The organism is Steroidobacter gossypii (assembly GCF_016801985.1).
GTDB classification, from domain to species: domain Bacteria; phylum Pseudomonadota; class Gammaproteobacteria; order Steroidobacterales; family Steroidobacteraceae; genus Steroidobacter; species Steroidobacter gossypii.
The window spans coordinates 295,257-320,830 of sequence record NZ_JAEVLS010000001.1 but is presented as its reverse complement, the minus strand read 5'-3'; the positions used below and the strand labels follow the sequence as shown (position 1 = coordinate 320,830).

Genomic DNA, 25,574 nt, shown 5'->3' with positions numbered 1-25,574 from the left:
ACGGGTGCACCGGAGCTTGCGCGGCGGGGTCAGTTGATTCGTCACCTGTCGCCAAATTGCGCCATGAGGATTTCTCCCGAATCCCAACTCAGCGCACGTCTTCGACCACATCGCTACAATGTGCAGTCTGTGGTCACGGAAGCCATTGCGTGCACATTCACCCTCCGATCTTCGTTGCCTCCTCGGCGCTGATCGCGTGTCTGGGCTCGTGGACTGCGTTGGATCTTTTTCGGCGGGTGCATGCCCATACCGGTTTTTGGCGTGGCGCCTGGCTGGTGGCGGCGGCCGCGGCGATGGGGCTGAGCATCTGGGCCATGCACTTCGTCGCCATGCTCGGCTTCAACCCGGGCGCCGATGTTCGCTACGACGTCCCGCTCACACTGCTATCACTGCTGCTGCCGATCGCCGTCACGGCGTTCGCGTTCTTTTCCGCTGCCGAGCGCGGCCGTGAGCATTTGATCATCGGCGGCCTGGTGATGGGGGCCGGCATTTGCATCATGCACTACGTGGGCATGTCGGCGCTGATCACCTCGGCCACGCTCACTAACGAGACGCTCTACGTCGTGCTCGCTTTTCTGGTCGCTGTGTTCGCGGCGATCAGTGCGCTGCTCGTGGCTCGTCGCGAGCGAACGTTCCTGCAGCGGGCCGGCGCCGCATTGGTGCTTGGTTTCGCCATCGTGGGCATGCACTACACCGCAATGGCTGGAGTTCGCGTCACTCACACCCAGACCCCGGTCGATGTAGTTCCCGGCGGCATCGACGCGATCGCGTTGGCGATGGTCGTGACCGCGGGCACGTTGTTCATTCTGTTGCTGACCCTGATCGCCGCGTTGTCGGATCGACGCCTGGAAGCCGCCGCAGCCGAGAAGGTCGCGGCCGAAGCTCGCGCCGCGCATGCTCTGGCGGAGAAAGCGGACGCGCAAGCGGCGCTACTGCATGCGCAGCGCCTGGAATCGTTGGGCCGATTGACTGGGGGTGTGGCGCACGATTTCAACAATCTGCTGACGGTCGTGATCGGTGCGCTCGACATCATCCTGCGTCAACCGGAGAACCACGAGCGTCGCAAGCGACTCGGCGAAGCGGCACTTGCGGCCGCGAAGCGCGGTGAACGTTTGACCGCGCAACTCCTTGCATTCGCGCGACGGCAACCCCTGCAGCCGGTGAGCTCCGATTTGAACGAGCTGGTGCGCGAATGTGAGCCGCTGATTCGCGGCGTCGCTCACGAGAAACTGGCGCTCGATCTGCGTCTATGCGGCGACGGCGCGGTCGCTCTGATCGATCCGACGCAGTTCGAGGCGTTGCTGCTGAATCTGATCGTCAATGCAGTCGACGCCACACCGGCGGGAGGACGAATCAGCATCGCAACGCGGGTGCGCGCGCTGGAGCAGGATGAAGTTCCCGGGCTCGCGGCTGGCCGCTATTTCCAGCTCGATGTCTCGGATACCGGGCAGGGCATGAGCCAGGAAGTGATGAGCCGCATCTTCGAGCCGTTCTTCACCACCAAGACAGCGGGCAAAGGCACCGGGCTGGGCTTGAGTCAGGTGTATGGATTCGTCAGGCAGTCGGGGGGTGAAGTTCACGTGCACAGCACGCCGGGCAGCGGCACGCGCTTCACCATTTGTCTGCCGGTCCGGGAGGGGCAGGCCGCAGAGCCGATTCGGCGACCGGCGGCGATCAGGCGTCAGGAACACTCGCTGCGCGTGTTGCTGGCCGAGGACGATGCATCTGTCGCCACGATCACTGAAACGATGCTAAGGAATCTTGGCCACGATGTGCTTCGCGTCGAGAACGCTGATCAGGCGCTGAGCCTGCTGCGCTCGGCGACCACGCTGGACCTGTTGATGTCGGACGTCATCATGCCGGGCGGTATGAATGGTGTTGAGCTCGCGCGCGAGGCCGCGACGTTGCGCCCCGGAATCAAAGTACTGCTTTGTTCAGGCTATGCCGGCGAATCCGTCGATCGGGCGCTGGCAGCCGGATCGTGGCCGTTCCTTCGCAAGCCCTATTTGCAGGACGAGCTGGCTGCCCTGCTGCAACGTTTCTTCGAGCCGGCGACCCGCCAGCTCATCGCCGGCTGACTCGCCCGACCGCCCGTTCATCGCCGGTCGATTCCAGACTGCCGGGCAATCGCGGCTCGCTGCGCCGATCGCCAATCCATCGCGCTGATACCCGCAGACACCCAATCCACAAAAATTCATTCCATCGCCGGCTAATCCTCTCCAAACAAATTTCCCTCTGTCCTTATTCACCACAATTCGCCACAGACTCTGCATTGCAGAGAACTTGACGAGACCGTGTGGCCGCCGTACCTTGGACCCAGCCATCGGGGAGCCTGGACGATGCCTGAAGCGAAAACCGTCAATCTGGACGTGCATGCCGTTGCGACGTTGCGCTATATCCGCGCGTCCATGGATGCCGCCGGCAACGTCGCGGTGCCTGGATCCGCCGGCATCGCCATGGGCATCATCGGAACAGCAGCAACTGTGTTGTGCCTGGTGCCGCACCTTCGGCCGCACTGGCTCGTGATCTGGCTGGCCACCGGGCCGATCGCGGCGGTGACCGGTGGGTTGCTGCTGGCGAGATCGGGCTCGGTGGCTTACTTCATCGCGGCGGGAACGCCAGGCCGCAAGCTCGCTGTTGCATTGTTGCCGACTCTCTTTGCCGGCGCGGTGCTTACGGCCGTGCTCTGGCGTGCCGATCTCACCGACGTCATTCCCGGCACATGGTTGCTGATGTATGGATGCGCATTGATCTCTGCATCCGTTTCCACAACCTCGATCGTGACCTGGATGGGAGCAAGTTTCGCAGGCTTCGGGCTGCTTGCTCTGGTCATGCCAGCCCCGCTGCAGATCCCGCTGCTCGGCATCGGCTTCGGCGGACTGCATGTCTTGTTCGGGATTCTGATCGCTCGAGGCGCACGTGGCCGCGAAAGCTAAGACACGCACTGCCGCCACCGCGAGCGAGCGGCAGCGACGCAAGCTCGAAGCCGTCGCGTCTACCACGCGCCAGGCGGGTGAAAGCAAGTTCGATCGCCTGATCTACGAGCGCGTCCGGCTCGGCATCATGAGTGCGCTGGCCGTTCGTGAGCAGATGAGCTTCAACGAGCTCAAGGCGCTGTTCGTGGAGATCAGCGACGGCAATCTCGGCGCGCATGCGCGCAAGCTCGAAGACGCAGGTTATGTGACTTGCACCAAGTCGTTCGAAGATCGACGGCCGCGCACCGACTACCGCATCACCGAGCCGGGCAGGGCGGCGTTGAACCGTTATCTGGATCATGTGGAAGCCGTGATCCGGGCGACGCGCGGCTGATTTTTTCGTCCATTCACTCTGTATTGCAGAGAACTCGTCATATGCATGTGGCAATCATCATGGATGGCAACGGTCGCTGGGCGCAGCGGCGCGGTCTGCCTCGGACCGCCGGGCATCGTGTTGGCGCCGATGCCGTCGACCGGGCGGTGACGGCGGCTGCCCGCCACGGCGTCGATGTGCTGACGCTCTACGCGTTCTCGTGCGCGAACTGGCAACGACCGCTCGCCGAAGTGCGGGGGTTGTTTCGTCTGTTCCGCAGCTATCTCGAGAATCAGACTCAGCGATGCCTGGAGCAGTCGATCCGTCTGAATGTCATCGGCCGCCGTGATCGCCTGGATCCGCGCCTGCTCGAGCTCATCGAGCACTCCGAAAAGACCACCGAACAATGCAGTCGCATGATCCTGCGAATTGCAGTCGACTATTCGGCGCAGTGGGGCTTGATGCGCGCCTCACGGATATCGAGCGACAGAGATCTGGACCACGATTCGTTCGCGCGTCAGCTCGCCACGATCAATCATTCCGTTCCAGTCGGCGACGTGGATCTTCTGATCCGCACTGGCGGCGAGTATCGATTGAGCGACTTCATGCTCTGGGAGTGCGCCTACGCGGAGTTGTATTTCACGCCGCTGCTTTGGCCCGAGTTCGACGCGGATGATTTCGAAGCGGCGCTGCTTGAATATACACGTCGGGACCGCCGCTATGGGCGCATCGACGAGTCCACTGCCGACTCGGCGAGGGCTCACCATGCATGACCTGGGAACTCGACGCATGCGTGCCACGCCCGTGCCACCCGATACGGCGATTGCTCCCGAGTTGCCCGTGCCCACGGGAGATCGAACACCGCAGCCGCGCGTCGCACTGCTCATCAATCCGTTCTATCCAAAGGATCCGCGGGCGAGCTATGGCAAGCACGTGCTCACGCCGACGCTGGCGCTCACGAGCATTGCCGGAGCCACTCCCGAACATTGGGATGTTCGCTACTGGGATGAAAATCTCTTGCAAGGTCCGCCGCCGCGAGCACCCTTGCCGCAAGTGGTTGGCATCACCGTCCACCTTACGTTCGCAAAGCGCGCGTACGAGCTTGCTCGTTGGTATCGCGCGCAAGGATCGATCGTCGTTCTCGGTGGCTTGCACGTGCTCTCATGTCCAGATGAAGCGGCCGCGCATGCGGACGCCATCGCGATTGGTGATGGTGTGTTGCTCTGGCCGCAGATTCTGGAGGACATCGAACGCGGAGCATTGCGCCCGCGCTATTCAGCGGATTACGCGCGGCCCTATCGACTCGATCCCGCACCGAGACGAAGTATGTTGCCCCGAGAGTCATTCCTCACCACGACCAGCGTGATCGCCTCCCGCGGATGTCACAATCGCTGCGGATTCTGCTACCTGGCGACGGATGGTCTGCACATGCCTTACCGCATGCGCGACGTGGAGCAGGTAGTCGCCGAGATCGCTGCGGACGGGCAACCCTATACGGTGTTCGTCGATAACAACCTGGGATCGCGGCCCGACTACCTGCGAAAACTTTGCATCGCCTTGAGACCGCTCGGGATCATCTGGAGCGCCGCGGTCACCATCGACGTCACAGACGATCCCACGCTGGTGCGTGAGATGGCGCTGGCCGGCTGCACCGGTGTGTTCGTTGGCTTCGAATCGCTCAACGCCGGCAACCTGAGCGATGCCCGAAAGCGTACGCCGGCGCCAGAAGACTACGCGCGCCGGGTTGCGCTGCTGCATCGGTATGGAATCCAGGTGAACGGCAGCTTCGTGCTCGGTTTCGATCACGATCGACCCGACGTCTTCGAGCGTACGGTGCAGTGGATCGAGGCGAACCGTCTGGAATGCGCCACGTTTCATATCCTGACGCCATATCCGGGGACGCCGTTTTTCAGACAGCTCGAAGCCGAAGGGCGCATCGTGCACCGAGACTGGGACAAATACGACACGGCGCACGTCGTGTTCCAGCCGAAGCACATGAGCCGGGAAGAGCTCGATCGCGGCTACGCCTGGTGTTACGACCGGTTGTTCTCCCACGCCTCCATCTGGAAGCGCCGCCCGGAAGATCCGCGCGCCGTCGCGTCCTATCTGGCCATGAGCTACTTGTACAAGCGCTCGAATCGATTCTGGCATTTATTGATCAAGCACCAGCTGACCGCGGCTGTGTGGCGTCCGCTCATCGAGCATTCCCGTCGGCGTCACCTGAAGCTGCGAACGCGATTGGAGCGACTGCCGATGGATGAACTTGAGCTCGCAGCTGCCACTCGTGCGAGTCAATGCATCAGCCCAGGTGTGTGATGACCGAGAGCATCGATCAACCGGCGTACCTCGGCAAGCGCGTCATGGATCTCGCTTTTGCCACCTGCGCATGCATCGTGTTCGCGCCGCTCGTCACGGCCATCTGCTTTGCCATCTGGTTGGATGATGGCGGCACGCCTTTCTTCACGCAGCAGCGCATCGGTGCGGCCCGCCGACCGTTTCGAATTCTCAAATTCCGTTCCATGCGTGACGGCGTCGTAACTCGAGTCGGTCGCTGGTTGCGGCGAACCGGTCTGGACGAACTGCCGCGGTTTGTGAACGTATGTCGTGGCGAAATGAGCGTCGTCGGTCCGCGGCCGCTGACCGCCGCCGACGTTGCGCGACTGAACTGGGCGTCTGCAAGTCACGACTGGCGCTTCACAACCAGGCCGGGCATCACCGGCATCGCTCAACTCATCGGCGGTCGAAGCGCGCGACACAGCGCTCGCCTCGACCGCCTGTACTTGCGGCGACAAAGTGCGCCGCTCGACGTTTGTATCGTCGCACTTTCGTTTGTCGGCAACCTCGCGGGCAAGGCGGCAGTGCGCAAGTGGATTGCGTGACGCGAGCGCCGAACGGCTCATCCTTCCGGGATCGCGCCGGCCTCCTGCAACTTCGGTGCACTTCGATTGATGCGTTCGCCCAGCAGCAACATGATGGGCGCAGCGATGAAGACTGACGAGCTGGCGGCAATCACGATGCCGAACACCATGGGCACGGCGAAGCTCGCAACGGTGGCGCCGCCCCAGATCGCCATTGGGACCATGGCGAGAAACGCCGTGGCGGAGGTGAACACCGAGCGAGCCAACGTCTCGTTGATGCTTCGATCGATGAGCCCTCGCAGCGGCGCGTCTGGCTGCAGACGCAGATGCTCGCGCATGCGGTCGTACACGACGACTTTGTCATTGACGGAGTAGCCGATCAGCGTCAGCAGCGCGGCAATGGCGGTGAGATTGAATTCGAGACCGGTGAGCGCGAAGAACCCAAGCGCCTTGGTCGTGTCGAGCATCAGGGTTGCGATCGCCCCCACCGCGAAATGCCAGTCGAAGCGGATCCAGATATAGACGAACATGGCCACGCTGGCGAACAGCACGGCGAGAATGCCGGCGTCCGCCAGCTCGCCACTGACCTTGGGACCGATGATGTCGACGCGATCGAAGCTCGCATCCGGTTCCACCTGAACGATTGCAGCTTTCGCCTGCTCGGCAATTTGTGTTTGCGCGGCCGAGGACGAATCGGGCTGTTGCTGGATGCGTACCAAAACGGTCGAGCCATCCTCGCCCGCTTGCTGGAGCGTCACTTCGCCGAGATCGGCGTGTTCGAGCGCGGTACGGAGCTCGCCGATGTGCATCGTCGATGGCGCGGACGCTTCGATGATCGTGCCGCCGGTGAAGTCTACGCCGTAGTTCAAGCCGGGCTTTATGAACAACGCCACCGATGCTGCTGACAACACCAACGAAACGCCGATTCCGATGAACCGCGCACGCATGAACTGAAACCTGGGTTTCGCATGGATCCAGCGATCGGGCAGCAGCGAGCCGATGACGAATTGCCGTGGCCGTCGCCAGCGAACCCACAAGGACATCAGTGCTCGCACCACCGCTACGGCCGTGAACATCGAGATGCCGATGCCGATCGCCATGGTGACCGCGAAACCTTGCACCGGTCCGGAGCCAAGCCAGAACAGCAGTAGGGTGGCGATCAACGCCGTAACGTTGGAATCGATGATGGTGGCGTAGGCGCGATCGAAGCCGTTGGTCAGCGCGGCCGCGGCCGATTTGCCATTGCGCGTTTCTTCGCGAATACGTTCGTTGATCAGCACATTGGCATCGACCGCCAATCCGATGCCCAACACGATGCCCGCGATACCAGGCAAGGTTAGCGGCGCGCCGAGCAGCGTCATAGCGGCGAGCGTAAGTGTCACATTCACGAGCAGAGCGAAATTGGCGATCACGCCCCAGCCTCGATACAACACCGTCATGAACGCCAGTACGAGTAGCAGTCCGCCCGCGCCGGTGATCGCGCCCATTCGAATGGCGTCGCTGCCGAGATCCGGTCCCACCATGCGCTCGTCCGCGATTTGCAACGGCACTGGCAATGCGCCGGCACGCAACAAGGCCGCCAGCGAGCTGGTCTCGGCCACAGTGAAGTTGCCTTGGATCTGTCCCGCGCCGCCAGTGATGGGCTCCTGTATCAAGGGCGCGCTGATGACTTTTCCGTCCAGAACCATGGCGAACTGCCGGCCTACGTTCTGTCGTGTGATCTCCGCGAATCTCTTGGCGCCTTCAGCGTCGAATCGAAATGCCACCACTGGGCCGCCGCTGCGTGAATCGATGCTGGCGCTGGCTTGCGTGAGTCGCTCGCCCTGAAGCATCGGCTGTTGCTCCAGAATGTAGTCGATGGGCTCGTCGGCAGCAGGCACGCGAATCGATCCAACGCGGGGATCGCCCTCAGCTCGCGGCTCTATGGATTGCACTCGATGAAACGTCAGCTTCGCGGTGCTGCCGAGCAAGGTGCGGATGGAAGCCGGATCCTGCACGCCGGGCAGCTGCACCAGAATCCGATTCGTGCCCAGCGCTTGTATGGTCGGCTCCGCCACGCCGATGGCGTCGACGCGGCGTCGGACGATCTCGATGCTTTGCTGAAGCGCCGACTTCAGGCGTTCGGCGGCCGCGACGCCGCTCAAGCCCGCTTGTTCCTGCTCCTTTTGCAGGGCGTGCTCGTCGAGCTCCAGCACCAGCTGAGCGCCGCCGCGCAGGTCTAGGCCGAGTGCGACTTGTTTGCGCGGCAGCCAATCGGGCCAGCTCGCGAGTTGTTCAGTAGACAGCAGACTCGGCAATGCGACGAGACTGCCAACGAGGATAATGAGCCCGTACAGCACGAGCTTCCATCTTGCAGGAACCATGACTTCTCCCTTTCAACGCGCGCAGCAACGCGCGTACCGACGGCGATGCCGCCGGAGACACAACCACATGGAAACGTTCAGTCGGGTCGACTGAGATTTTCAGCCAGCGTGGATGCTGACGGGAGGAGCTCTGGGTTGAGCGGGAGAGCGGATCGGCTGCTGCGCCGGCAATGACGTGAGCGCAGCGGTGTATCGAATGAGGAGGACGATCTGATCGATTGCAGCGCGGGCAGCGAGTCCCTGCGCTGGCGGGTTTCCGTTATGCGCGACATCCGATCGTTGGCGGTCGTCCGTTAGCAGCGGCGCGTGCCGCTCCAGCGACATGATGGCGTTGGGAATATCGACGCCATCCAGCAGGCCGGCCACGAAACGATGCTGGGATTGCGCAGGGCTGAACAATGCCGCCCAGCAGAGCAGGGCGATGAACGCGAGCCACGAAGGCGCGCTCATGCGAAGAGTCCGCGACAGTGATGTAACAGATGTAGGCATCGGCGTCCGGCAGGCTAGATCATGTTTGCTCCGGCCGCAACGGCAAGCTCAACTTCCAGAGAACAGCTGACGGGCGTTGTCGGTCATGGCGGCGATGGCCGGGTGTTTGATCTTGCGCTCCACCGAGATGGCAAAAAACTCCGCTTTCACACCTTTGGCGAGCCCGATGCGAACGAAACCGTGCAAGCGGCGGAAGCTCGCTTCGAGCACCGAAGGGACGGGGGCGAAGCCATGGCCTTCGCGGGCGAACTCGCGGAGCATGGCGTAGTCCTCGAATTCGCCAAGCATCAAGGGCCGCACGTTCTGTCGGTCCAGCCACTGGTCCAGGGCGCGGCGGATCGCGGTGTCGTCGGTGGGCAATAACATGGGCACGCCATCCAGGGACTTCGGAAAGCCGGGGCGTAATGTCTTGGCGAGCGCCGGCGTCGCCATCCAGTAGACCTTGCAGCTGCCGAGCGAATGACTGTATGCGCGGACGTTCAAGGATGGCGTCACTGGAGAGTCCGACAGCACGACGTCGATGTCGTGAATGGCCAGATCGGCGACCAGGCGCTCCAGCGTGCCTTCCCGGCAGATCAGGCGGACGGGTTGTTTCAACTGCAGCGCGGGCTCCACGATCTTGTATGCGATCTCCTTGGGCAGCACGTCGTCGATGCCCACCAGCAGCTTCAACGGGCGAGCCGACGGCCGCTGTTCCAGCGCCTCCAGCAGTTGCTGACCGAGGCCGAAGATTTCGTTCGCGTAGCTGTAAACCATCCTGCCGACATCGGTGGGCACGAGAGTACGGCCGGATTTCACCAGCAGTTTTTCACCGAGCCGCTCTTCGAGCGTACGCAGCTGTGCACTCACTGTAGGAGCGGCCAGCGCCAGTTCCTCGCAGGCCCGGGTCAGGCTGCCAGTGCGAACCACCGACCAGAAATACAGCAGGTGCTGATAGTTCAGCCGAGGAATGATCGAAGACATGGCAACTCCTGGAACTTCGAGAGTAGCGAAGCCCGCGCGAGAATAATTCTAATTGAGCTAAATGCCCATCGACCCCACCATGGTAGCGAACCCATGGAGACGATGATGCGAGAACAGCCGATTGTAATTTCCGAGCCGGACGCCCGCGTGCTGCGCGGGCTGCTGATGGCCCGCTCTGCCCCGAGCCGCGACCACGAGCATCTGGAGGAGTTGCGCCTCGAGCTCGAGCGCGCGCAAGTGGTCGAACCCGGCCAGATCTCTCCCAACGTGGTCACTATGCACAAGCTGGTGCGCATCCTGGATCTGAGCAGTGGCAAGCAGCAGGAGCTGACGCTGGTGAGTCCGGCCGAGGCAGATGTCGGCGCGCGTCGCATTTCCGTGCTGGCGCCGCTTGGCACTGCATTGCTCGGCTATCGCGAAGGCGACGAAGTCGAATGGCTCATGCCCGGCGGCATCCGTCGCCTGCGGATCGAGGCCGTGCAATCCATCGGCACTGCAGCGGCGCCGCTAGTGGCCGCCGGGGCCCATTAGCAAGCCATTGGAGGTGGCGAAATGACGAAGCTGTTGTGCGCGACCGATCTGCTGCCGAAAAGCGAGGCAGCCATCGATCGTGCCGGGTTGCTGGCGCAGCGTCTGGGCGCGCAGCTGTCGTTATTGCACGTGGTTTCACCCGTGTCCTCCGAACGCAATCTCGAACAGTCCCTGCAAATGGCCATTGCAGGTCTCGATGCGCGCGCTCGTGCTCCGTTGTGGCGTTTTGGGCCACCGCCGAACGTGGCCGTCCGCACCGGTAGCCCTGCCCGATTGATTCGCGAGACCATTGACGAGCAGCGCCCCGACCTGCTGATCGTCGGGCCTCATCGAAAACGCGGCGTGCGCGATGTGCTGGAAGGAACCCTTGCGGAAAAAATTCTGAGCACGCGGCAGTGCCCGCTACTCATGGTCAGAGACAAGGCGGACGCTGAGTACCGCAATATGCTGCTCGCACTGGACCTTGCGGAGGAGAGCGGGGCAGCCGTGCGCGCCGCCGAGGCCTTGGTGCTGGGTCCGAGTACGCAGGCCATGGTCATGCACGTTTGCGAGCCTCCGTACCAAGGCATGATGCGATCGGCTGGCGTCGCGTCGGAAGACGTCGTTGCATACGTCGACGATTCGAGGCGGGAAGCAGCGGATCAGGTGCGCAACCTGCTGAAGCAGGCAAGCACCGATCATGCTCGTTATGCCGTAGTGATCGGCGAACATCATCCCGCCGCGTCGATCCGGCGCGCCATCGAGTTGTATCAGCCGGATCTGGTCGTGATGGGCACGAGCGGCATGGGTCGCATGCGTCGTGCACTGATCGGCAGCGTGGCCAATCAGATCCTGGACGCCGCTACCTGCGACGTGTTGGTGGTTCCGCGAGGCTCCGCCTGACCGGCCAACGAACTCGCAAACAATCCCGCCGGGTGGTGCGCGCGTGCCACGCTGATGATGAACGCATACACCAGCAGGGCGGCCACCCAGCAAAGCACGCGGATGGTGCGAGTCGAGCCGCGCTTCAATGCGAACGTGCCGAGCAGAATATAGGCAACGAGCAGCAGCACCTTCACCGTCAGCCAGGAGTGCACGAGCGGATACTGATGCAGCGTGGCCACGAGGGTGATCGCGGCCGCCAGCAAGGCGGTGTCGACGATGTAGCTCAGATACCGAACCGGCGCGGCCATCGGCCAGGACATGCCGGTATGCAGCGCCGCGCCCCGGACCAGGAATAGCAGCCCGCTCGCCGTCACGGCGGCGATATGAATCGCTTTGATCTGGGGATAGAACTCGATCATTCCGAGCCTGCCTGGGAACACCGCCACCGCACCGGGTGTATTCTATGCGCCGCGGAGAATCTTGCATGCAACGCTCACTCATCGTTCTCGGCCTGCTCATCGCCCTGGTCGGCGTGGCCTGGCCGTGGGTTTCCAAGCTGCCCATCGGCCGGCTGCCCGGCGATTTCATGATCGACCGGCCCGGCTTCAAGCTGTTCTTTCCGCTTACCACCATGGTCATCGTCAGCATCGTGATCTCGGTGATCCTGATGATCTTCCGGAAGTGAAGCGCGAGTGAAAAGAACAGAATCGCGCGCCCACGGCATGGTGCATGTGCGTGGCGCGCGTGAGCACAATCTCAAGAACGTCACTGTAGACATTCCACGCGACGCGCTGGTGGTCTTCACCGGCGTCTCGGGGTCGGGAAAATCGTCGCTGGCCTTCGGTACTTTGTACGCGGAGGCGCAGCGGCGTTATCTCGAGTCGGTGTCTCCGTATGCGCGACGCCTGTTCCACCAAATGGGCGTGCCGCAGGTCGACGAGATCGACGGTCTGCCGCCGGCGGTGGCCCTCCAGCAGCAGCGCGGGTCTCCGACGACGCGCTCGTCGGTGGGCAGCGTCACGATGCTGTCGAACCTGCTGCGCATGTTGTATTCGCGTGCGGGCGACTATCCACGCGGTCAGGCGTTGCTGTACGCCGAATCTTTCTCTCCCAACACGCCGCAAGGCGCATGCCCTACGTGTCACGGTCTCGGCAGGATCTACGATGCGACCGAAGCCTCCATGGTGCCCGATCCTTCGCTCAGCATCAGAGAGCGCGCCATCGCGGCCTGGCCGCCGGCCTGGCACGGGCAGAACTTGCGCGATATCGCGGTGACGCTCGGCTTCGACATCGACAAACCGTGGCGCGAGCTACCGAAGAAAGATCGCGATTGGCTGCTGTTCACCGATGAACAGCCGACCGTGCCGGTGTACGCCGGCTACGAGCCTCATGAAGTGCGCCGTGCGCTGAAACGCAAGGAGGAGCCGAGCTACCAGGGGACGTTCACGGGCGCACGGCGCTATGTGCTGCATACGTTCGCAAATACCGAAAGCGCGCTGATGAAGAAGCGCGTGTCGCAATATCTGGTGAGCACCGACTGCCCGCTGTGCAAAGGCAAGCGGCTGAAGAGCGAAGCGCTGTCGGTCAAATTCGCGGGGCTCGACATCGCGGAAATGTCGACATTGCCGATAAAACAATTGGCCAGGCTGTTGCAGCCGTATGCCTCTGGCACGGCGCCGCGCTGGCGCAAGCTGGAGGACGAGCATCCGGAGAAGGCGCTGGTCACGCAGCGTATCGTGCAAGATCTGGAAGCGCGCGTGGCCGTGATGCTCGATCTCGGCCTGGGGTACTTGTCGCTGGACCGCAGTACGCCCACGTTGTCCCCTGGCGAACTGCAACGGTTGCGACTGGCGACTCAGGTGCGCTCGAACCTGTTTGGAGTCGTGTATGTGCTCGATGAACCTTCGGCCGGCTTGCATCCGGCCGACACGAAGGCGCTGCTAACGGCGCTTGATCAACTGAAGCGGGCGGGCAATTCGCTGTTCGTGGTCGAGCATGAACTGGACGTGATCCGCCACGCCGACTGGATCGTCGATGTCGGCCCGTCTGCGGGCGAGCACGGTGGCGAGATCCTGTACAGCGGTCGTCCCGAAGGCCTCGCCTCCGTCCAAGTGTCGCAAACAAGGCGATTCTTGTTCTCGGAGTTCAAACTACCGAAGCGCGAGCCGCGCACGCCGCGAGATTGGTTGAAGCTGAGTGGCGTCACGAGGAACAACTTGCACAAGCTCGACGCGCAGTTTCCGCTTGGACTGCTGACCAGCGTCACGGGTGTTTCCGGCTCGGGCAAGTCGACACTGGTGAGTCAGGTGCTGGTGGAGCTGGTTTCGGCCCACCTGGGGCAGCACGTGGCGAGCGACGACGATGAGGGCAGCGAGCTCGAGCGCACGGTCGTGCAAACATTGGGGGGCAAGATCACCACGGGCATGGAGCGGATCAAACGCCTGGTGCGAGTGGATCAGAAACCGATCGGCCGCACGCCACGGTCCAACCTGGCCACGTACACCGGACTGTTCGACTACGTGCGCAAACTGTTCGCGGCAACCAAGAGTGCCCGTTCGCGTCGATACGACGCTGGCCGGTTCTCGTTCAATGTCGCCAAAGGGCGCTGCGAAACCTGCGAAGGCGAAGGTTTCGTGATGGTGGAGTTGCTGTTTCTACCGAGCGTGTATGCGCCATGCCCCACCTGTCATGGCGCGCGATACAATGCGCAGACGCTGGAGGTCCGCTATCGGGACAAGAACGTCGCCGAAGTGCTGGCCATGACGGTGGACACCGCCTGGGAATTTTTCGCCGACGAGCCGCATATCCATCGCTCGCTGAACGTGCTCCGTGAGGTTGGGCTGGGTTATCTGCGACTAGGACAGGCGGCGACGGAGTTGTCCGGCGGTGAAGCCCAGCGAATCAAGCTCGCCACCGAGTTGCAACGCCTGTCCAAGGGCGACACTTTGTATGTATTGGATGAGCCGACCACCGGCCTGCATCCTTCCGATGTGGAACGGCTGGTGGTGCAACTCGAACGCCTGGTCGCCGCCGGCAATACCGTCGTGGTGGTGGAGCATGACATGCGGGTGGTCGCCGGCAGCGATTGGGTCATCGACATGGGGCCGGGCGCGGGCGATGAAGGAGGATCCATCGTGGTCACCGGAGTGCCCGCGGACGTGGCGAGTTCGAAGCGCAGCCGGACAGCGCCGTATCTCGAGGAATTCCTCAAGGACGCGAGTTAAGGAACGTTCTGTTCCAGTTCCTCGAGCCAGATGGCGGCATTGCCATCCGATGGCGCGCGCCAGTCGCCGCGAGGCGAAAGATTGCCGCCGGACATCACTTTCGGTCCGTTGGGCAGCGCCGAGCGCTTGAACTGGCTGATCGTGAAGAATCGATACAGGAACACCTGCAGCCAATGTTTGATGTCTTGCAGCGGATAGGCCCGGCGCATGCTCTGCGTCATGCCTTCGGGCCACGCGCCATGCGCCACGTCCCGCCATGCATGCCAGGCCAGGAAGGCGATCTTGGAGGGGCGCAGTCCGAAGCGCGTGAGGTAATAAAGATTGAAGTCCTGTAACTCGTACGGACCGATCTTCGCTTCCGTGCTCTGCAGAGCGGCGCCTGGGCCCGGCACCAGTTCGGGCGAGATCTTGGTTTCCAGAATGGAGCGCAGGGTTTGCGATGTGCCCGCGTCGAACTGGCCGCTGCCGATCACCCAACGCACCAGGTGCTGAATCATGGTCTTGGCCAGCGAGCCATTGACGTTGTAATGGCTCATATGATCGCCGACGCCGTACGTGCACCAGCCTAGCGCCAGCTCCGAAAGATCGCTGGTCCCAAGCACCAGCGCGTTACGCTGATTGGCGAGCCGGAACAGATAATCGGTGCGCACGCCAGCCTGGACGTTCTCGAATGTGACATCGAACACTTGCTCGCCGGCCGCGTAGGGATGCTTCAGGTCCGCGAGCATCTGCCTTGCCATCGGCGTGATGTCGATCTCTTCCGCGGTGATCCCGAGTGCGCGCATCAGCGCCCAAGCATTCTTCTTGGTGTGCTCGCTGGTCGCAAAGCCGGGGAAGGTGAAGCCGAGGATGTTTCCACGGGGCAGCCCTATGAGATCGAACGCCTTGGCCGCCACCAGCAACGCATGGGTCGAGTCCAGCCCGCCGGACACGCCGATGGTGATCTTGTCGATACCCGTGGCTTGCAGACGTTTGATCAACCCCTGGGCCTGGATGTTGAATGTTTCATAGCAGTCGCGATCCAGGCGCGCCGCATCGTCGGGCACGAACGGAAAGCGATCGATCAGCCGCTTCAGCCCTGTGTCGATGGCGCTTCGCGCATGGCTGAACGCCACCCGACGGAAGCGTCGCTCCGGATGGCCGGCAGCCGCCACCGCATCGTTGAAGGTGGGCGTTCGCATACGCTCCAGCCGCAACCGCTCGACGTCGACGTCGGCGACCGCCATCTGACTTTGGAGCGGAAAGCGCTCGGTACACGCAAGCTGTATGCCCAGCTCGTGAATCGACGCTTGCCCATCCCATGCGAGGTCCGTGGTGCTCTCGCCCGGCCCAGCGGCTGAATAAACATAGGCGGCCTGACAACGGACCGATTGCGACGCGCACAGGACGGCGCGCTCATCGGCTTTGCCTACGACGATGTTGGAAGCAGACAAGTTGCACAGGATCAGCGCACCCGCGAGCGCGCCCTGCGTCGAGGGCGGAGTCGCGGCCCAGAAGTCCTCGCAGATCTCGACATGGAACACGAAATCAGCCACGTCGCGACAGGCGAAGATCAGATCGGTGCCGAAGGCGGCGATCTGTCCGGCGAGCTCTATCGCCAGGCCCTCGGTGCCAATCCCGGCAGCGAACCAGCGCTTCTCGTAATATTCGCGATAGTTGGGCAGGAACGACTTCGGCACCACGCCGAGCAGCTGTCCACGATGCACGATGACCGCGCAATTGTAGACACGCCCGTTTCGCCGCACCGGCGCCCCGACGATCAGCACTGAATGCAGTGCTGCCGTCGCCTGAAGCAACAATCTGATCTCGTCCTCGACCCTCTGTAACAGCGTGTCCTGCAGAAACAGATCGTCGATGGCGTACGCGGACAGGCCCAGCTCGGGGAACAGCATCAGGTCGATATGCTGTTCGTGCCCGATGCGCGCCAGCTCGAGCGTCTGCTGAAGATTGAGCGCCGGATTCCCCACTTCGACCCGAGGCGTGCAGCTGGCGACGCGCACCAGGCCATGAGAATGGATGTCATAGAACGCGGGAGCACTCATCCCACTTCAACCTTCTGCCGTTCGCCCTGGTTCCTTGCACGGTCGGCGGCTTACAACGATTACGTACCTAGAAGCGCAGCTGGCGGGAGCGGCTGATCTTAGCCATGAGCGCGTGTGAAAAAATGTACAAGGCATGCCTGGTGTCGGCCGCCGCGCCGGCGCCGATGCAGTCGGAGGGAATGACAAGCTCGAACTCGCGGACATGCGCGTCCATGGCGGTGAACAGCACGCATTGGTGACTGGTAATGCCGGTGGCCACCAGCCTGCCGACCTGCAGCCGCTGCAGCAGGGTGTGCAAGGGTGTGCCGAAGAATGCGGAGTGTCGCGGCTTGAACATGAAGTAGTCCTGGGGCGCGGGGGCGAGCAGTTCAGCGATGTCGCGGCCACGCGATTCCGGCCGTTTGCAGCGCTGAATGAAGGACTTTTGGTCGGATTCCCATTTGCCCGCCGTGTCGTTCACATATATGACCGGCAGGTCGGCGGCGTGCGCGCGCTGTCGCAACCGTGCGATGTTTCCGGCCGCTTTGCGCGCGCCCCGCACGATCCGTTCGCCATCGGGATAGTCGAACTCGGAAATCATATCCAGGATCAACAGGGCGGTTTTGGGCCGGCGTTGTGTGCGGGGCATGTGCTGTGAATGTAGCAGCGTCGCGTTGGTTCCTTGAAGGGCGGAACCTCGCTGACCGAGGAAGGATTTCAATCGGTATGGGCACCGAGATGAGTCTGCGAACCCTGCTCGAAGGCCTGCTGCTGTGGGGCATCTATCCCCTGTGGCTGCTGGCGGGCGCCGGCGACTATGTGTGCCACCGCCGGACCGACATCGAGCATACCTCCGGCAATCCCGAGTCCCGGTATCACCTGTTGCAGTATCTGACGCTGTTGGTCGTTTTCGCCGCGGCCGTGCTGTTGAAAGTGAACGCGGTGATATTCGGCGCCATGGTGATCCTGATCGTCGTGCATTCCGTGCTGGCCCACCTGGATGTTTCCTATACGGATGGCCGGCGCTACATCTCTCCGCTCGAGCAGCAGATCCACGGTTTCATGGAAGTGCTGCCCGTGGTCGCGGTCGCCATCTTCGGGGTGTTGCATTGGGCCGAGATCGGCGCTGGCCTGACCTCGCCGATACTGGCATTGGAAACGCCGGTCAGCTCCGGGCGCGCTCTGCTGTTGGCGAGCTTCGCGGTGCTCGCCGGCGTACCCGTCCTAGAAGAGCTGGTGCGAACTCGTCGCCACCGATCCGATCGGGAGCGCCGCTATCACGAGGGCTTGGCGACCATCAAATAGAACACCACCACCAGCGCGCAGAATGCGACGATGCCGAGCGCTACCCACCATCGCAAAAAAGTCCAATAGCGCTGTGGCAGCTCCGTACCGTTCGCGCTGGCCGCGGCCGCCATGTCGCGCATCTTGATCTGCATCCACACCACCGGCAACCAGCATGCACCGGCGAGAAAGTACAGCGCGAAGGAGACGACAATCCACTTGCTGGTGAGCGGGAAGCCGGCGAGATGAATCAGGTACAGCCCGGTGAGCGGCTGGATGATGATGGTGGGCGTGGTGAACGCGTAGTCGGCGATCACGACATACCGCACGACTGTCGCGACGACGCGCGCGTCGCGCGTGAGGCTGGCAAAGAACATATAAAATGCCGAGCCCAGCCCGGTGCCGAACAACAGGGTCGACGACAGGATGTGCAGCCACTTTACGACGAGGTATTCCATCGCCCTTCCAGCGTATACAGCAGATAGATGGCGGCCAGCATCACCAGGTTCTTGCTGAGCGGGCCATACGGATGCAACCAGAACTCCGGCAGCTTGAAAGTGATGATCAGCGTGTAGCCGCCAATGACGGCGAGCTGCAACAACCACAGCCAGCCGCGGCGGGGCAGCACCAGGATGGCAATGCCGATCAGCAGATCGAGCACGGCCGCGCCGTACAGCATGACAGGAGCCAACGCGCCGGTGATGCCCACACGGGCCAGCAGCTCATAGCTGGCTTCGGTCGGGTACCAGCCGAGCGAGACGATGCCGGTCCAGATCCATACCAGCGCGATACTGATCCGAAGCAGCGGCAGCAGCCAGGCGAGTTGCGCTTTGGTCAGCAGAGCTTCGCGCTGCCCGTCGGCGATCAGTTGCTCCGGTGCTCTTGGCGCGCGGCCGAGCAGGCGCTGCGTATCTTCAGGGGAACCGGTGTTGCCGGCGTTGAGCATGGACAACGTTTCTCGGTCCAGAAGCGAACCAGGCACGAATTCGGCGACAGCGGCCGAGGCGTGCATCACCGCGGCGGGAATGTTTATAAACCTTGCCGGTGGCAATTGCATCCGCGCCCGCAGGGTTCCGAGAAAGTCTTTCAGCGTGAGCGGCTCCGGGCCGGCCAGCACCACGCGGCGCCGATTCATCGCAGAGGTTTCGGTCAGTTCGCAAATCGCGGCGACCAGGTCATCCACGTGAATCGGTTGAATTCGTTGCTGCCCCCCTCCGGGTAACGGAACCAGGGGAAGGCTTGCAAGCAACGAAAACATGGCGGCACTGGCGCCCCCTGCGCCAAACACGAGCGAGGGTTGCACGATCGTCCACGCAAGGGGCAGCCCCGCCAGGTATTCGTCGGCTGCATGCTTACTCGTGAAATAGCGCGAGCGACCTCGGTCGGCGCCGAGCGCGGAAATCTGAATGATCTTCTTCACTCCGGTCGCGGCGCATGCCGAGAACAGCGCTCGAGGCGCCCGAGTGTGAATGTTTTCAAATGTCTGTGCGCCTTGCTCGCGGATGATGCCGACGGCGTTGATGACGACGTCGACGCCTTGCAGGCGCGGCGCCCATGCCGCTGGATCGAGGTCTCGTGTGAAATCGGCTGCAACCGCATCGCCGCCCGTGCCGACGCGGCGGCTGGCGACGATCACCCGATGCCCAGCGGCGCGCAGCGCCCCGACCAGTCGGCTACCGATGAATCCTGTGGCGCCGGTGATCAGGATGACCATGCCTCGACGGAACTCCTAACGTATCTGCGAGGTTGAACTGACGATGCACAGCAGAGTTCCCCACCGCACCCCGGTCGGTCGCCGGCTTGCGGTGTTACGCAAGCGACCACGCTCCATGATGAAACGACTGGCCAGCGACGCCGTCGTGACAGGCAGCGCCGCGAGCGTCGCATCGGCAGCTGCATTGATGGTCTGCAGCGCAGCTCACGAAGGCAGTGCTGCAGGCGGTTTGAATGGACCGAGCCAGTGGTTGTGGGGCGAGGCCGAAGCTTACACCAGGGAAGCGACACTGCGGCATACCGCAACGGGCTACGCAATTCATCACGCCACTTCCATGTTCTGGGGTGTAATGCATGAAGCCATCTTCGGTGGACGTCGTCACAAGCCTGCGATCCAACATTGCGCCGAAGCGGCGGTGAGCGCAACGACCGCGTACTTCGTGGACTATTACTTGACCCCGCCCCGGTTGCGGCCCGGATTCGAGAAACATGTCAGCGCAAAGGGAATGGTGGCTGTATATGCGGCGTTTGCCGCCGGCATCGCGATCACGGCGATCGCACGCGACAGCCGGCGGCGGCGCTAGCGCGCTTTCGCGCCGCCCAGCCTAGTGCTTGGACGGCTGCTTCGGTTCAGTCTGCTTGGCGTGAGCCTTGGCCTTGTTCTCGTCGCTCATCAGCCGGGCCGCGCCCACCTGCAATTTGTTCTTCATCCCGGTCACTACGTGACCCTGATTTTCGTTCAACGCTTTAATGGCAGCTTCGGCCACTTCCGCCGGATCCTGTTTGTCGGCTTCCCCGACCACCGTCTCTTCCATCTCGGCGCGTTCGAAGAAGTCGGTATCGGTCGGGCCCGGCATCAGCACCGTGACGTGCACCCCTTTGTCGTTGAGCTCGTTGCGAATGGCCTGACCGAACGAACGCAGGAATGCTTTGCTGGCGGCGTACACCGCCATGCGCGGGCCAGGCAGCACGCCGGCGACCGACGAGGTGATCAGAATGTCGCCACCGCCGCGCTCCAGCATGTCGCGAGAAATCAGTTTGACCAGGTGGACCTGCGAGGTGACGTTGAGATTGATCAGCGAGATCTCTTCTTCCAGATCGGTCTCGTCGGAGAAGCCGCCATACACGCCGACGCCGGCGTTGGCTGCCAGCAGAGCGACCGGGCGCCGCAACGCGCACACGCTGTCGTAAACCTTCTTCACTCCCTCGCGCTGAGAAAGATCCGCCTGTACAACTTCAACCTGCGCGTCATCGTCAATCTCAGACAGCGTCTCGGCGGCCTGGCTGAGCTTCTCGGCGTTGTCCGCAACCATCACCAGGTCGTAGCCGCGTTGGGCGAGCTTGCGGGACAGCTCGTAGCCGATGCCGCTCGAGGCGCCGGTCACTAACGCCAGAGGACGTTGTAGATCCGCTGTGGTGGTGTTCATGGCGATACTCCGCGGTGTTCGATGTGAATGGATACAGCAGCGCAACGCACCGCCCACCGACGTGTTCCTGCTCGACCGGGCTGGAACCTAGCCTGCGAACTCAACATTGCAGACGCATCAGCGGCGCGCGCGCCGTGCACTTCTGCCAGGGAGATTCGCCATGAGCAATGCCGCCGAACTGCTGATCGACACGCTGATACGTTGCGGTGTCGACACCATCTACGGCCTGCCCGGCGACGGCATCAACGGCATCATGGAAGCCATCCGTCATCGCCAGGGAAAGTTGCGTTTCATCCAGGTGCGGCACGAGGAATCCGCCGCCTTCATGGCCACGGCGCACGCCAAGCTCACGGGCAAGCTCGGCTGCTGTCTGGCGACCAGCGGGCCAGGCGGGGTGCATTTGCTCAATGGCCTGTACGACGCCAAGGGCGACGGCGCCGCCGTGATCGCCATCACTGGGGCGCCGTATCACGATCTCATGGACACGTACACACAGCAGGATGTAGATCAAACGCGTTTGTTTGCGGATGTCGCGGTGTACAGCTCGCGCGTGATGAGCGCCGCTCATGTGGAGAATGTCGTGACGCTTGCGTGCCGTACTGCTTTGTCGAAGCACGGCGTGGCGCATCTCTCGATACCAGTCGACGTGCAGGAGGAAGCGTTGCAGGACATCGAAGCTTCATCCCGCAACAAGCCGCATCACACGTCGGTGGTCGCGGCGGAAGGTCTGCAGTTGCCCGTGCTGGAAGAGGTGTACAAGGCTGCCGAGATCCTGAACTCGGCTTCCAAGGTCGCGATTCTCGCCGGGCGAGGCGCGCTAGGGGCCCGCGATGAATTGTTACGAACGGCCGATCTGCTTGGCGCGCCGATCATCAAGGCCTTGCTCGGCAAGGCGGTGGTTCCCGATACGCACCCACTCACCACGGGAGGCATCGGTCTGCTCGGCACACGTCCTTCTCACGAAGCGATGGAGGAGTGCGACGCACTGCTGATCGTGGGCTCGACGTTTCCATACATCGAGTATTACCCGAAGCCGGGCCAGGCGCGGGTGGTGCAGATCGATCACGACCCTGCGCGCATCGGCCTGCGGGCGCCAGCGGAAGTCGGGCTGGTGGGAGACGCGCAAGCAGTGTTGGAAATGCTCAACGCCAAGCTTAAACGGAAGCAAACGCGTGACTTCCTGCAGCGATGCCAGCAGCGCATGGAAGAGTGGCGACGCGTGCTACGCGAGTCCGCCATGGCCGATGAACAACCGATGAAGCCCGGGCGCGCTGCATACGAACTGAGCGAGCGCCTGGCGGATGATGCCATCGTGGCCTGGGACTCGGGTCACAACACTGGCTTGTGCGCACGTTACATCGATGCGGTCGGCAAACAGATCTTCTTCGGCTCCGGCATGATGGCTTCGATGGGCTGCGCTGTGCCGTATGCGATCGCGGCCGCGCTGTTATATCCGCAGCGCCAGGTGGTGGCGTTCGTCGGCGACGGCGGCCTGAGCATGTTGCTCGGCGAACTCGCGACCATTGTTCGCTATGGACTGTCCGTCAAGGTCGTTGTGATCAAGAACAACACCCTCGGGCAGATCAAATGGGAACAGATGATGTTCCTGGGCAATCCCGAGTACGAATGCGATCTGCAACCCATCGATTTTGCGGCAGTGGCCGAAGCCATGGGCTTGAAAGGCTATCGAGTGGTGCTGCCCGAGGACTGCGGTTACGTCCTCGAGCAAGCGCTGTCCCATCCAGGCCCGGCGCTGGTGGAAATGAACGTGGATCCGAACGAGCCGCTGCTGCCACCCAAGCGCATCGAGAAATATGCCGATAACATGGAGAAGGCGCTCGAGCAGGGCACAGCGGGTGCGCAGCAGATCCGGCAATCGCTGAACGAACAGCCGTCCCGCACCATGCTTCAGTCGTGATCAAACACGAGAGCGGCGCCGGCCGCTCGGTCCGGCGCCGCCAACGAAGTTACATGCGGGTGTTCAGCTTGAAAGTTACCGGCAGCTGTTTCCACATCGCCGTCGGCTTGCCGTCGCTGGTGCCTGGAACGAAGCGCCATCGCTTGGCTTCGCGCATCGCCGATTCGTCCAGCTTGGCGTAGCCGCTGGAGCGATCCAACCGCACCTCGCCGACGCGGCCGTCGGCAAGAATATAGATAGACAACAGCACCGTGCCTTCGCCACCTTCTCGAATGACTTGCGGAGGATAGAAGGGCTCACTCAATCCGCGACGACTGTCGATGCGCGGCTCGACCACCTCCGGAGCCGGCTCGGCCACGCTTCCGCTGCCGGTGAAGTCATTCGGCGCCGTGGGTTCGCGCACCAGTAGGGGTGTCGAATCGGTAACCGGCTCGGGAGTGAAATCCAGCACTGGGCGCACCACGGTGGGAGTGATCTGCTGCTGGATCACCGGCTCTTTGATGACGACCGGTTCCGGCGGCTTGGGTTCCGACGGCACGGGCAGGTACACAGGCGGCTCGGGTATGAACACCTTGAGGAGTTTCGGCGTGAGGCCGCTGCTCAGTGCCCAGAAGAAGCCCAAATGCAACAGCACGATGATGGCCAGCGCCCAGCCGCGTGGCGAATTCCAACTATGCATCGATGGAAAGGTATTGATGGTCGTCGCAGTCATTCGTGTGCTCCCAACTGTTATTAGATGATCTGCTCGGTGCGTGCCGAAGCCCCGGCGCAGCACTCGCAACACGAATGTGCTCCCCGGTTCGAGGCTCCCGGAAGTAAGCAGTTTCCGGTTACCTCGTTGGGGAATTTTTTGCCCGCCGACGTTGTCGAACTGGGCTTGAATGCGATGTTTGTCAGCCCGCCGAAGACGGGTCGAGCTTCAGGCGCTGCTCGAATTCGCGAACCAGTTCACCATCGTCGTGGTCCCAAGGATGGAACCTGGGCCGGAAGAAGCTCAGCCACGGCCGGAAGATCCGGCGCATCATCCCTGGCTTGAACCACAAATAGGTCAATACCCGCCACCAAGTGCGCGGGGTGTTGATGCCGTCCTGGCGGAAGAAGTCCGCCATGCGCTCGAAATTCGAATACCAGAACTGAGCGCTGATCAGCAGCATGACGTGACATCGCAAAGCCCAACGTTTCATGGGCGAAAGATCGCGCGTGACGGCGAGGAACGTGTCATACGCCACGGCCTTGTGCTCCACCTCTTCGATGGCGTGCCATTGCCATAGCCGCAACAATTCCGGCGGTGCACCCGGCAGCGGATTCTTATCGGTCAACAAATCATGGGCCATGATGGCCGTGAAATGTTCGAGCGCCACCGTGATCGCCAATTGGGCGAGCGGATGGCGTGAGCGCGCGATATCGAGGCGACGGCGCGTTTCGGCATCCATGGCGGTCGTGTCATAGCCCGCATTCTTGATCAGCTTGTTGAACGCCACGTGCTCACGGGTGTGCGCGGCTTCCTGTCGAATGAAAGCTTCGATCTGCTCCTGCAGGCGCGCATCGCCACGGTCGCGATAGCGCCGCACCGATTCGATGAAAAACGTCTCGCCCTGGGGAAACGACGCCGACAGCGCGTTGAAAAAGGCCGTCGCCACCGGGTCGCCGCCATGCCACCATCGCGGGCTGCTGGCGTGGCGGTTCAGCTTCAGATCGCGCGGTGTGATGGTGAGGTTGGCCGGTGTGCCGCAGCTTGGGGTGTTCATATCCAAATCCATGGCCATGTCGTGGGCGGGCGAGCGGCTCGGGATCGTGTTCGGGCGGTTATTTAAAGTTCTTATTGAGAGTATTGTCAATAGTGACCCAGGCCAAGAAAGCATCGCGCCCGGTGGGCAAAACTGCGGCGAAACCGGCCAAGTCGCAGCTACCGCGAGTACGGCGGACGCCGGAAGAAGCGCGCACTCTGGCCCTGGCCTCGGCGCGCCGTTTGCTGCTGGCCGAAGGTCCGGATTCGATCACGCTGCAGGCCGTGGCCAACGATCTGGGCATGAGCCACACCAATCTCATTCATCACTTCGGCTCGGCCGCGGGGCTGCAATCGGAGCTGATGCGCCAGATGGTCAGCGAGCTCACCACCACGATCGAATCGGCCGTCATGCGCTTGCGCGCCGGCAAGGGCGAAGTGAAGGATTTCGTGGACATCGTGTTCGACGCCTTCGATCGAGGCGGCGCAGCGCGGCTGGCGGCGTGGATGGCGCTGACTGGTGAATCCAGGCATCTGGCGCCCATCGGCGAAGTGGTGCGCGATTACATCGATAGTGTCGAGCGGGGCGCCGAAGCCGAGGGCGATGCGGCCACCGTTCACGAGCGGGTGACTTCGGCGACGCTGTTCGTCACGGTGGCGGCATTGGGCGACGCCATCATCGGCAACGAGCTGCGCAAGATGGTCGGTCGGGAGCGCGAAGCGGTGCGCAAGCTGATAGGCGCATTACTGCCCCTGGTGCTCGACACGCATCGGGCGCCGCGGTCCTTGGAGAACCGCTAGCCGGCTGGCCGGTGGCGAATGGCAGCGGGCTTTCCTGACCAAAGACAGTGCAGCGGAGGGCCACTTGAACGCAGCTTGCACCCAGCAAATACTCCGCTCATCAC

General features: G+C 62.6%; 25 protein-coding genes. 14 read left to right on the top strand and 11 right to left on the bottom strand.

The window, feature by feature from the left end:
- Positions 1-149: 149 nt before the first annotated feature.
- From JM946_RS01515 to JM946_RS01490, 6 genes are all read left to right on the top strand, one after another.
- Positions 150-2,078 carry an MHYT domain-containing protein gene (locus JM946_RS01515; RefSeq protein ID WP_203165374.1) on the top strand — a complete coding sequence of 643 codons (1,929 nt, stop codon included), beginning with the start codon at positions 150-152 and terminating at the stop codon, positions 2,076-2,078.
- Between the two features lie 261 nt (positions 2,079-2,339).
- Positions 2,340-2,936, top strand: a complete 597-nt coding sequence (locus JM946_RS01510) for a hypothetical protein (protein WP_203165373.1) — start codon at positions 2,340-2,342, stop codon at positions 2,934-2,936.
- A complete protein-coding gene (locus JM946_RS30125; protein WP_203165372.1) occupies positions 2,920-3,309 on the top strand; it encodes a winged helix-turn-helix domain-containing protein in 390 nt (129 codons plus the stop codon). The genes JM946_RS01510 and JM946_RS30125 overlap by 17 nt, the downstream gene beginning before the upstream one ends.
- A gap of 41 nt (positions 3,310-3,350) precedes the next feature.
- Positions 3,351-4,061 carry a polyprenyl diphosphate synthase gene (gene uppS, locus JM946_RS01500; RefSeq protein WP_203165371.1) on the top strand — a complete coding sequence of 237 codons (711 nt, stop codon included), beginning with the start codon at positions 3,351-3,353 and terminating at the stop codon, positions 4,059-4,061.
- 16 nt (positions 4,062-4,077) lie between these two features.
- Entirely contained in the window at positions 4,078-5,604 is a 1,527-nt protein-coding gene (locus JM946_RS01495; RefSeq protein ID WP_203165370.1) for a B12-binding domain-containing radical SAM protein, read from the top strand.
- Positions 5,604-6,167, top strand: coding sequence for a sugar transferase (locus tag JM946_RS01490; protein WP_203165369.1), 564 nt, complete (start codon positions 5,604-5,606; stop codon positions 6,165-6,167). The genes JM946_RS01495 and JM946_RS01490 overlap by 1 nt, the downstream gene beginning before the upstream one ends.
- A 17-nt stretch (positions 6,168-6,184) precedes the next feature.
- Here JM946_RS01490 and secD read toward each other — a convergent pair whose 3' ends face one another.
- The 3 genes from secD to JM946_RS01475 all read right to left on the bottom strand — a co-directional run bounded on the left by secD (position 6,185) and on the right by JM946_RS01475 (position 9,961).
- The gene (gene secD / locus JM946_RS01485; RefSeq protein WP_203165368.1) at positions 6,185-8,509 is read right to left on the bottom strand and encodes a protein translocase subunit SecD; all 2,325 of its coding nucleotides are present in this window, start codon (positions 8,507-8,509) and stop codon (positions 6,185-6,187) included.
- Positions 8,510-8,608: 99 nt separating this feature from the next.
- Positions 8,609-8,959, bottom strand: a complete 351-nt coding sequence (locus tag JM946_RS01480) for a hypothetical protein (protein ID WP_203165367.1) — start codon at positions 8,957-8,959, stop codon at positions 8,609-8,611.
- 87 nt (positions 8,960-9,046) lie between these two features.
- The gene (locus tag JM946_RS01475; protein WP_203165366.1) at positions 9,047-9,961 is read right to left on the bottom strand and encodes a LysR family transcriptional regulator; all 915 of its coding nucleotides are present in this window, start codon (positions 9,959-9,961) and stop codon (positions 9,047-9,049) included.
- A 105-nt stretch (positions 9,962-10,066) separates the two neighbouring features.
- Here JM946_RS01475 and JM946_RS01470 point away from each other — a divergent pair, with 105 nt between their 5' ends.
- Positions 10,067-10,492, top strand: coding sequence for a GreA/GreB family elongation factor (locus JM946_RS01470; RefSeq protein ID WP_203165365.1), 426 nt, complete (start codon positions 10,067-10,069; stop codon positions 10,490-10,492).
- A gap of 21 nt (positions 10,493-10,513) precedes the next feature.
- Positions 10,514-11,374 (top strand): universal stress protein, encoded by an 861-nt coding sequence (locus tag JM946_RS01465; protein WP_203165364.1) that lies wholly within the window; start codon positions 10,514-10,516, stop codon positions 11,372-11,374.
- On the opposite strand, the gene JM946_RS01460 is transcribed toward JM946_RS01465, so the two are convergent.
- A complete protein-coding gene (locus tag JM946_RS01460; RefSeq protein WP_203165363.1) occupies positions 11,317-11,775 on the bottom strand; it encodes a SirB2 family protein in 459 nt (152 codons plus the stop codon). The two genes, JM946_RS01465 and JM946_RS01460, sit on opposite strands and share 58 nt — an antisense overlap.
- A 65-nt stretch (positions 11,776-11,840) precedes the next feature.
- Between JM946_RS01460 and JM946_RS01455 the strand changes: the two genes are divergently transcribed.
- The gene (locus JM946_RS01455; RefSeq protein WP_203165362.1) at positions 11,841-12,041 is read left to right on the top strand and encodes a DUF2905 domain-containing protein; all 201 of its coding nucleotides are present in this window, start codon (positions 11,841-11,843) and stop codon (positions 12,039-12,041) included.
- A gap of 37 nt (positions 12,042-12,078) precedes the next feature.
- On the top strand, positions 12,079-14,580 hold the full coding sequence (gene uvrA, locus JM946_RS01450) for an excinuclease ABC subunit UvrA (RefSeq protein ID WP_203166527.1): 2,502 nt from the start codon (positions 12,079-12,081) through the stop codon (positions 14,578-14,580).
- Here uvrA and JM946_RS01445 read toward each other — a convergent pair.
- Positions 14,577-16,622 (bottom strand): NAD(+) synthase, encoded by a 2,046-nt coding sequence (locus JM946_RS01445; RefSeq protein WP_203165361.1) that lies wholly within the window; start codon positions 16,620-16,622, stop codon positions 14,577-14,579. The two genes, uvrA and JM946_RS01445, sit on opposite strands and share 4 nt — an antisense overlap.
- Before the next feature lie 67 nt (positions 16,623-16,689).
- Positions 16,690-17,250 carry a cysteine hydrolase family protein gene (locus tag JM946_RS01440; RefSeq protein WP_203165360.1) on the bottom strand — a complete coding sequence of 187 codons (561 nt, stop codon included), beginning with the start codon at positions 17,248-17,250 and terminating at the stop codon, positions 16,690-16,692.
- Positions 17,251-17,339: 89 nt separating this feature from the next.
- Between JM946_RS01440 and JM946_RS01435 the strand changes: the two genes are divergently transcribed.
- Positions 17,340-17,906, top strand: coding sequence for a hypothetical protein (locus tag JM946_RS01435; protein ID WP_203165359.1), 567 nt, complete (start codon positions 17,340-17,342; stop codon positions 17,904-17,906).
- Here JM946_RS01435 and JM946_RS01430 read toward each other — a convergent pair.
- Positions 17,879-18,343: a DUF2269 family protein gene (locus JM946_RS01430; protein WP_203165358.1), complete on the bottom strand. Its 465-nt coding sequence runs from the start codon at positions 18,341-18,343 to the stop codon at positions 17,879-17,881. The genes JM946_RS01435 and JM946_RS01430 overlap by 28 nt on opposite strands.
- Positions 18,325-19,599: an NAD(P)H-binding protein gene (locus JM946_RS01425; RefSeq protein WP_203165357.1), complete on the bottom strand. Its 1,275-nt coding sequence runs from the start codon at positions 19,597-19,599 to the stop codon at positions 18,325-18,327. The genes JM946_RS01430 and JM946_RS01425 overlap by 19 nt, the downstream gene beginning before the upstream one ends.
- A gap of 43 nt (positions 19,600-19,642) precedes the next feature.
- On the opposite strand from JM946_RS01425, the gene JM946_RS01420 reads away from it, so the two are divergent.
- Positions 19,643-20,182 (top strand): hypothetical protein, encoded by a 540-nt coding sequence (locus tag JM946_RS01420; protein ID WP_203165356.1) that lies wholly within the window; start codon positions 19,643-19,645, stop codon positions 20,180-20,182.
- 21 nt (positions 20,183-20,203) lie between these two features.
- Here the strand turns inward: JM946_RS01420 and JM946_RS01415 are convergent, their stop codons facing one another.
- A complete protein-coding gene (locus JM946_RS01415; RefSeq protein WP_203165355.1) occupies positions 20,204-21,025 on the bottom strand; it encodes an SDR family NAD(P)-dependent oxidoreductase in 822 nt (273 codons plus the stop codon).
- A gap of 160 nt (positions 21,026-21,185) precedes the next feature.
- Between JM946_RS01415 and JM946_RS01410 the strand changes: the two genes are divergently transcribed.
- Positions 21,186-22,943 carry a thiamine pyrophosphate-dependent enzyme gene (locus JM946_RS01410; protein ID WP_203165354.1) on the top strand — a complete coding sequence of 586 codons (1,758 nt, stop codon included), beginning with the start codon at positions 21,186-21,188 and terminating at the stop codon, positions 22,941-22,943.
- Positions 22,944-22,992: 49 nt separating this feature from the next.
- On the opposite strand, the gene JM946_RS01405 is transcribed toward JM946_RS01410, so the two are convergent.
- The gene (locus tag JM946_RS01405) at positions 22,993-23,655 is read right to left on the bottom strand and encodes an energy transducer TonB (protein WP_203165353.1); all 663 of its coding nucleotides are present in this window, start codon (positions 23,653-23,655) and stop codon (positions 22,993-22,995) included.
- 181 nt (positions 23,656-23,836) lie between these two features.
- On the bottom strand, positions 23,837-24,691 hold the full coding sequence (locus JM946_RS01400) for a metal-dependent hydrolase (RefSeq protein WP_203165352.1): 855 nt from the start codon (positions 24,689-24,691) through the stop codon (positions 23,837-23,839).
- 92 nt (positions 24,692-24,783) lie between these two features.
- On the opposite strand from JM946_RS01400, the gene JM946_RS01395 reads away from it, so the two are divergent.
- The gene (locus JM946_RS01395; RefSeq protein ID WP_322110910.1) at positions 24,784-25,470 is read left to right on the top strand and encodes a TetR/AcrR family transcriptional regulator; all 687 of its coding nucleotides are present in this window, start codon (positions 24,784-24,786) and stop codon (positions 25,468-25,470) included.
- The last annotated feature ends 104 nt before the right edge of the window (positions 25,471-25,574 follow it).

Excerpts from the sequence above, each read along its gene's own strand:
- JM946_RS01510 (WP_203165373.1), top strand. The coding sequence starts at position 2,340 with ATGCCTGAAGCGAAAACCGTCAATCTGGACGTGCATGCCGTTGCGACG.
- uppS (WP_203165371.1), top strand. The coding sequence starts at position 3,351 with ATGCATGTGGCAATCATCATGGATGGCAACGGTCGCTGGGCGCAGCGG.
- JM946_RS01495 (WP_203165370.1), top strand. The coding sequence starts at position 4,078 with ATGCGTGCCACGCCCGTGCCACCCGATACGGCGATTGCTCCCGAGTTG.
- JM946_RS01490 (WP_203165369.1), top strand. The coding sequence starts at position 5,604 with ATGACCGAGAGCATCGATCAACCGGCGTACCTCGGCAAGCGCGTCATG.
- secD (WP_203165368.1), bottom strand. The coding sequence starts at position 8,509 with ATGGTTCCTGCAAGATGGAAGCTCGTGCTGTACGGGCTCATTATCCTC.
- JM946_RS01480 (WP_203165367.1), bottom strand. The coding sequence starts at position 8,959 with ATGAGCGCGCCTTCGTGGCTCGCGTTCATCGCCCTGCTCTGCTGGGCG.
- JM946_RS01475 (WP_203165366.1), bottom strand. The coding sequence starts at position 9,961 with ATGTCTTCGATCATTCCTCGGCTGAACTATCAGCACCTGCTGTATTTC.
- JM946_RS01470 (WP_203165365.1), top strand. The coding sequence starts at position 10,067 with ATGCGAGAACAGCCGATTGTAATTTCCGAGCCGGACGCCCGCGTGCTG.
- JM946_RS01465 (WP_203165364.1), top strand. The coding sequence starts at position 10,514 with ATGACGAAGCTGTTGTGCGCGACCGATCTGCTGCCGAAAAGCGAGGCA.
- JM946_RS01460 (WP_203165363.1), bottom strand. The coding sequence starts at position 11,775 with ATGATCGAGTTCTATCCCCAGATCAAAGCGATTCATATCGCCGCCGTG.
- JM946_RS01455 (WP_203165362.1), top strand. The coding sequence starts at position 11,841 with ATGCAACGCTCACTCATCGTTCTCGGCCTGCTCATCGCCCTGGTCGGC.
- uvrA (WP_203166527.1), top strand. The coding sequence starts at position 12,079 with ATGGTGCATGTGCGTGGCGCGCGTGAGCACAATCTCAAGAACGTCACT.
- JM946_RS01445 (WP_203165361.1), bottom strand. The coding sequence starts at position 16,622 with ATGAGTGCTCCCGCGTTCTATGACATCCATTCTCATGGCCTGGTGCGC.
- JM946_RS01440 (WP_203165360.1), bottom strand. The coding sequence starts at position 17,250 with ATGCCCCGCACACAACGCCGGCCCAAAACCGCCCTGTTGATCCTGGAT.
- JM946_RS01435 (WP_203165359.1), top strand. The coding sequence starts at position 17,340 with ATGAGTCTGCGAACCCTGCTCGAAGGCCTGCTGCTGTGGGGCATCTAT.
- JM946_RS01430 (WP_203165358.1), bottom strand. The coding sequence starts at position 18,343 with ATGGAATACCTCGTCGTAAAGTGGCTGCACATCCTGTCGTCGACCCTG.
- JM946_RS01425 (WP_203165357.1), bottom strand. The coding sequence starts at position 19,599 with ATGGTCATCCTGATCACCGGCGCCACAGGATTCATCGGTAGCCGACTG.
- JM946_RS01420 (WP_203165356.1), top strand. The coding sequence starts at position 19,643 with ATGCACAGCAGAGTTCCCCACCGCACCCCGGTCGGTCGCCGGCTTGCG.
- JM946_RS01415 (WP_203165355.1), bottom strand. The coding sequence starts at position 21,025 with ATGAACACCACCACAGCGGATCTACAACGTCCTCTGGCGTTAGTGACC.
- JM946_RS01410 (WP_203165354.1), top strand. The coding sequence starts at position 21,186 with ATGAGCAATGCCGCCGAACTGCTGATCGACACGCTGATACGTTGCGGT.
- JM946_RS01405 (WP_203165353.1), bottom strand. The coding sequence starts at position 23,655 with ATGACTGCGACGACCATCAATACCTTTCCATCGATGCATAGTTGGAAT.
- JM946_RS01400 (WP_203165352.1), bottom strand. The coding sequence starts at position 24,691 with ATGAACACCCCAAGCTGCGGCACACCGGCCAACCTCACCATCACACCG.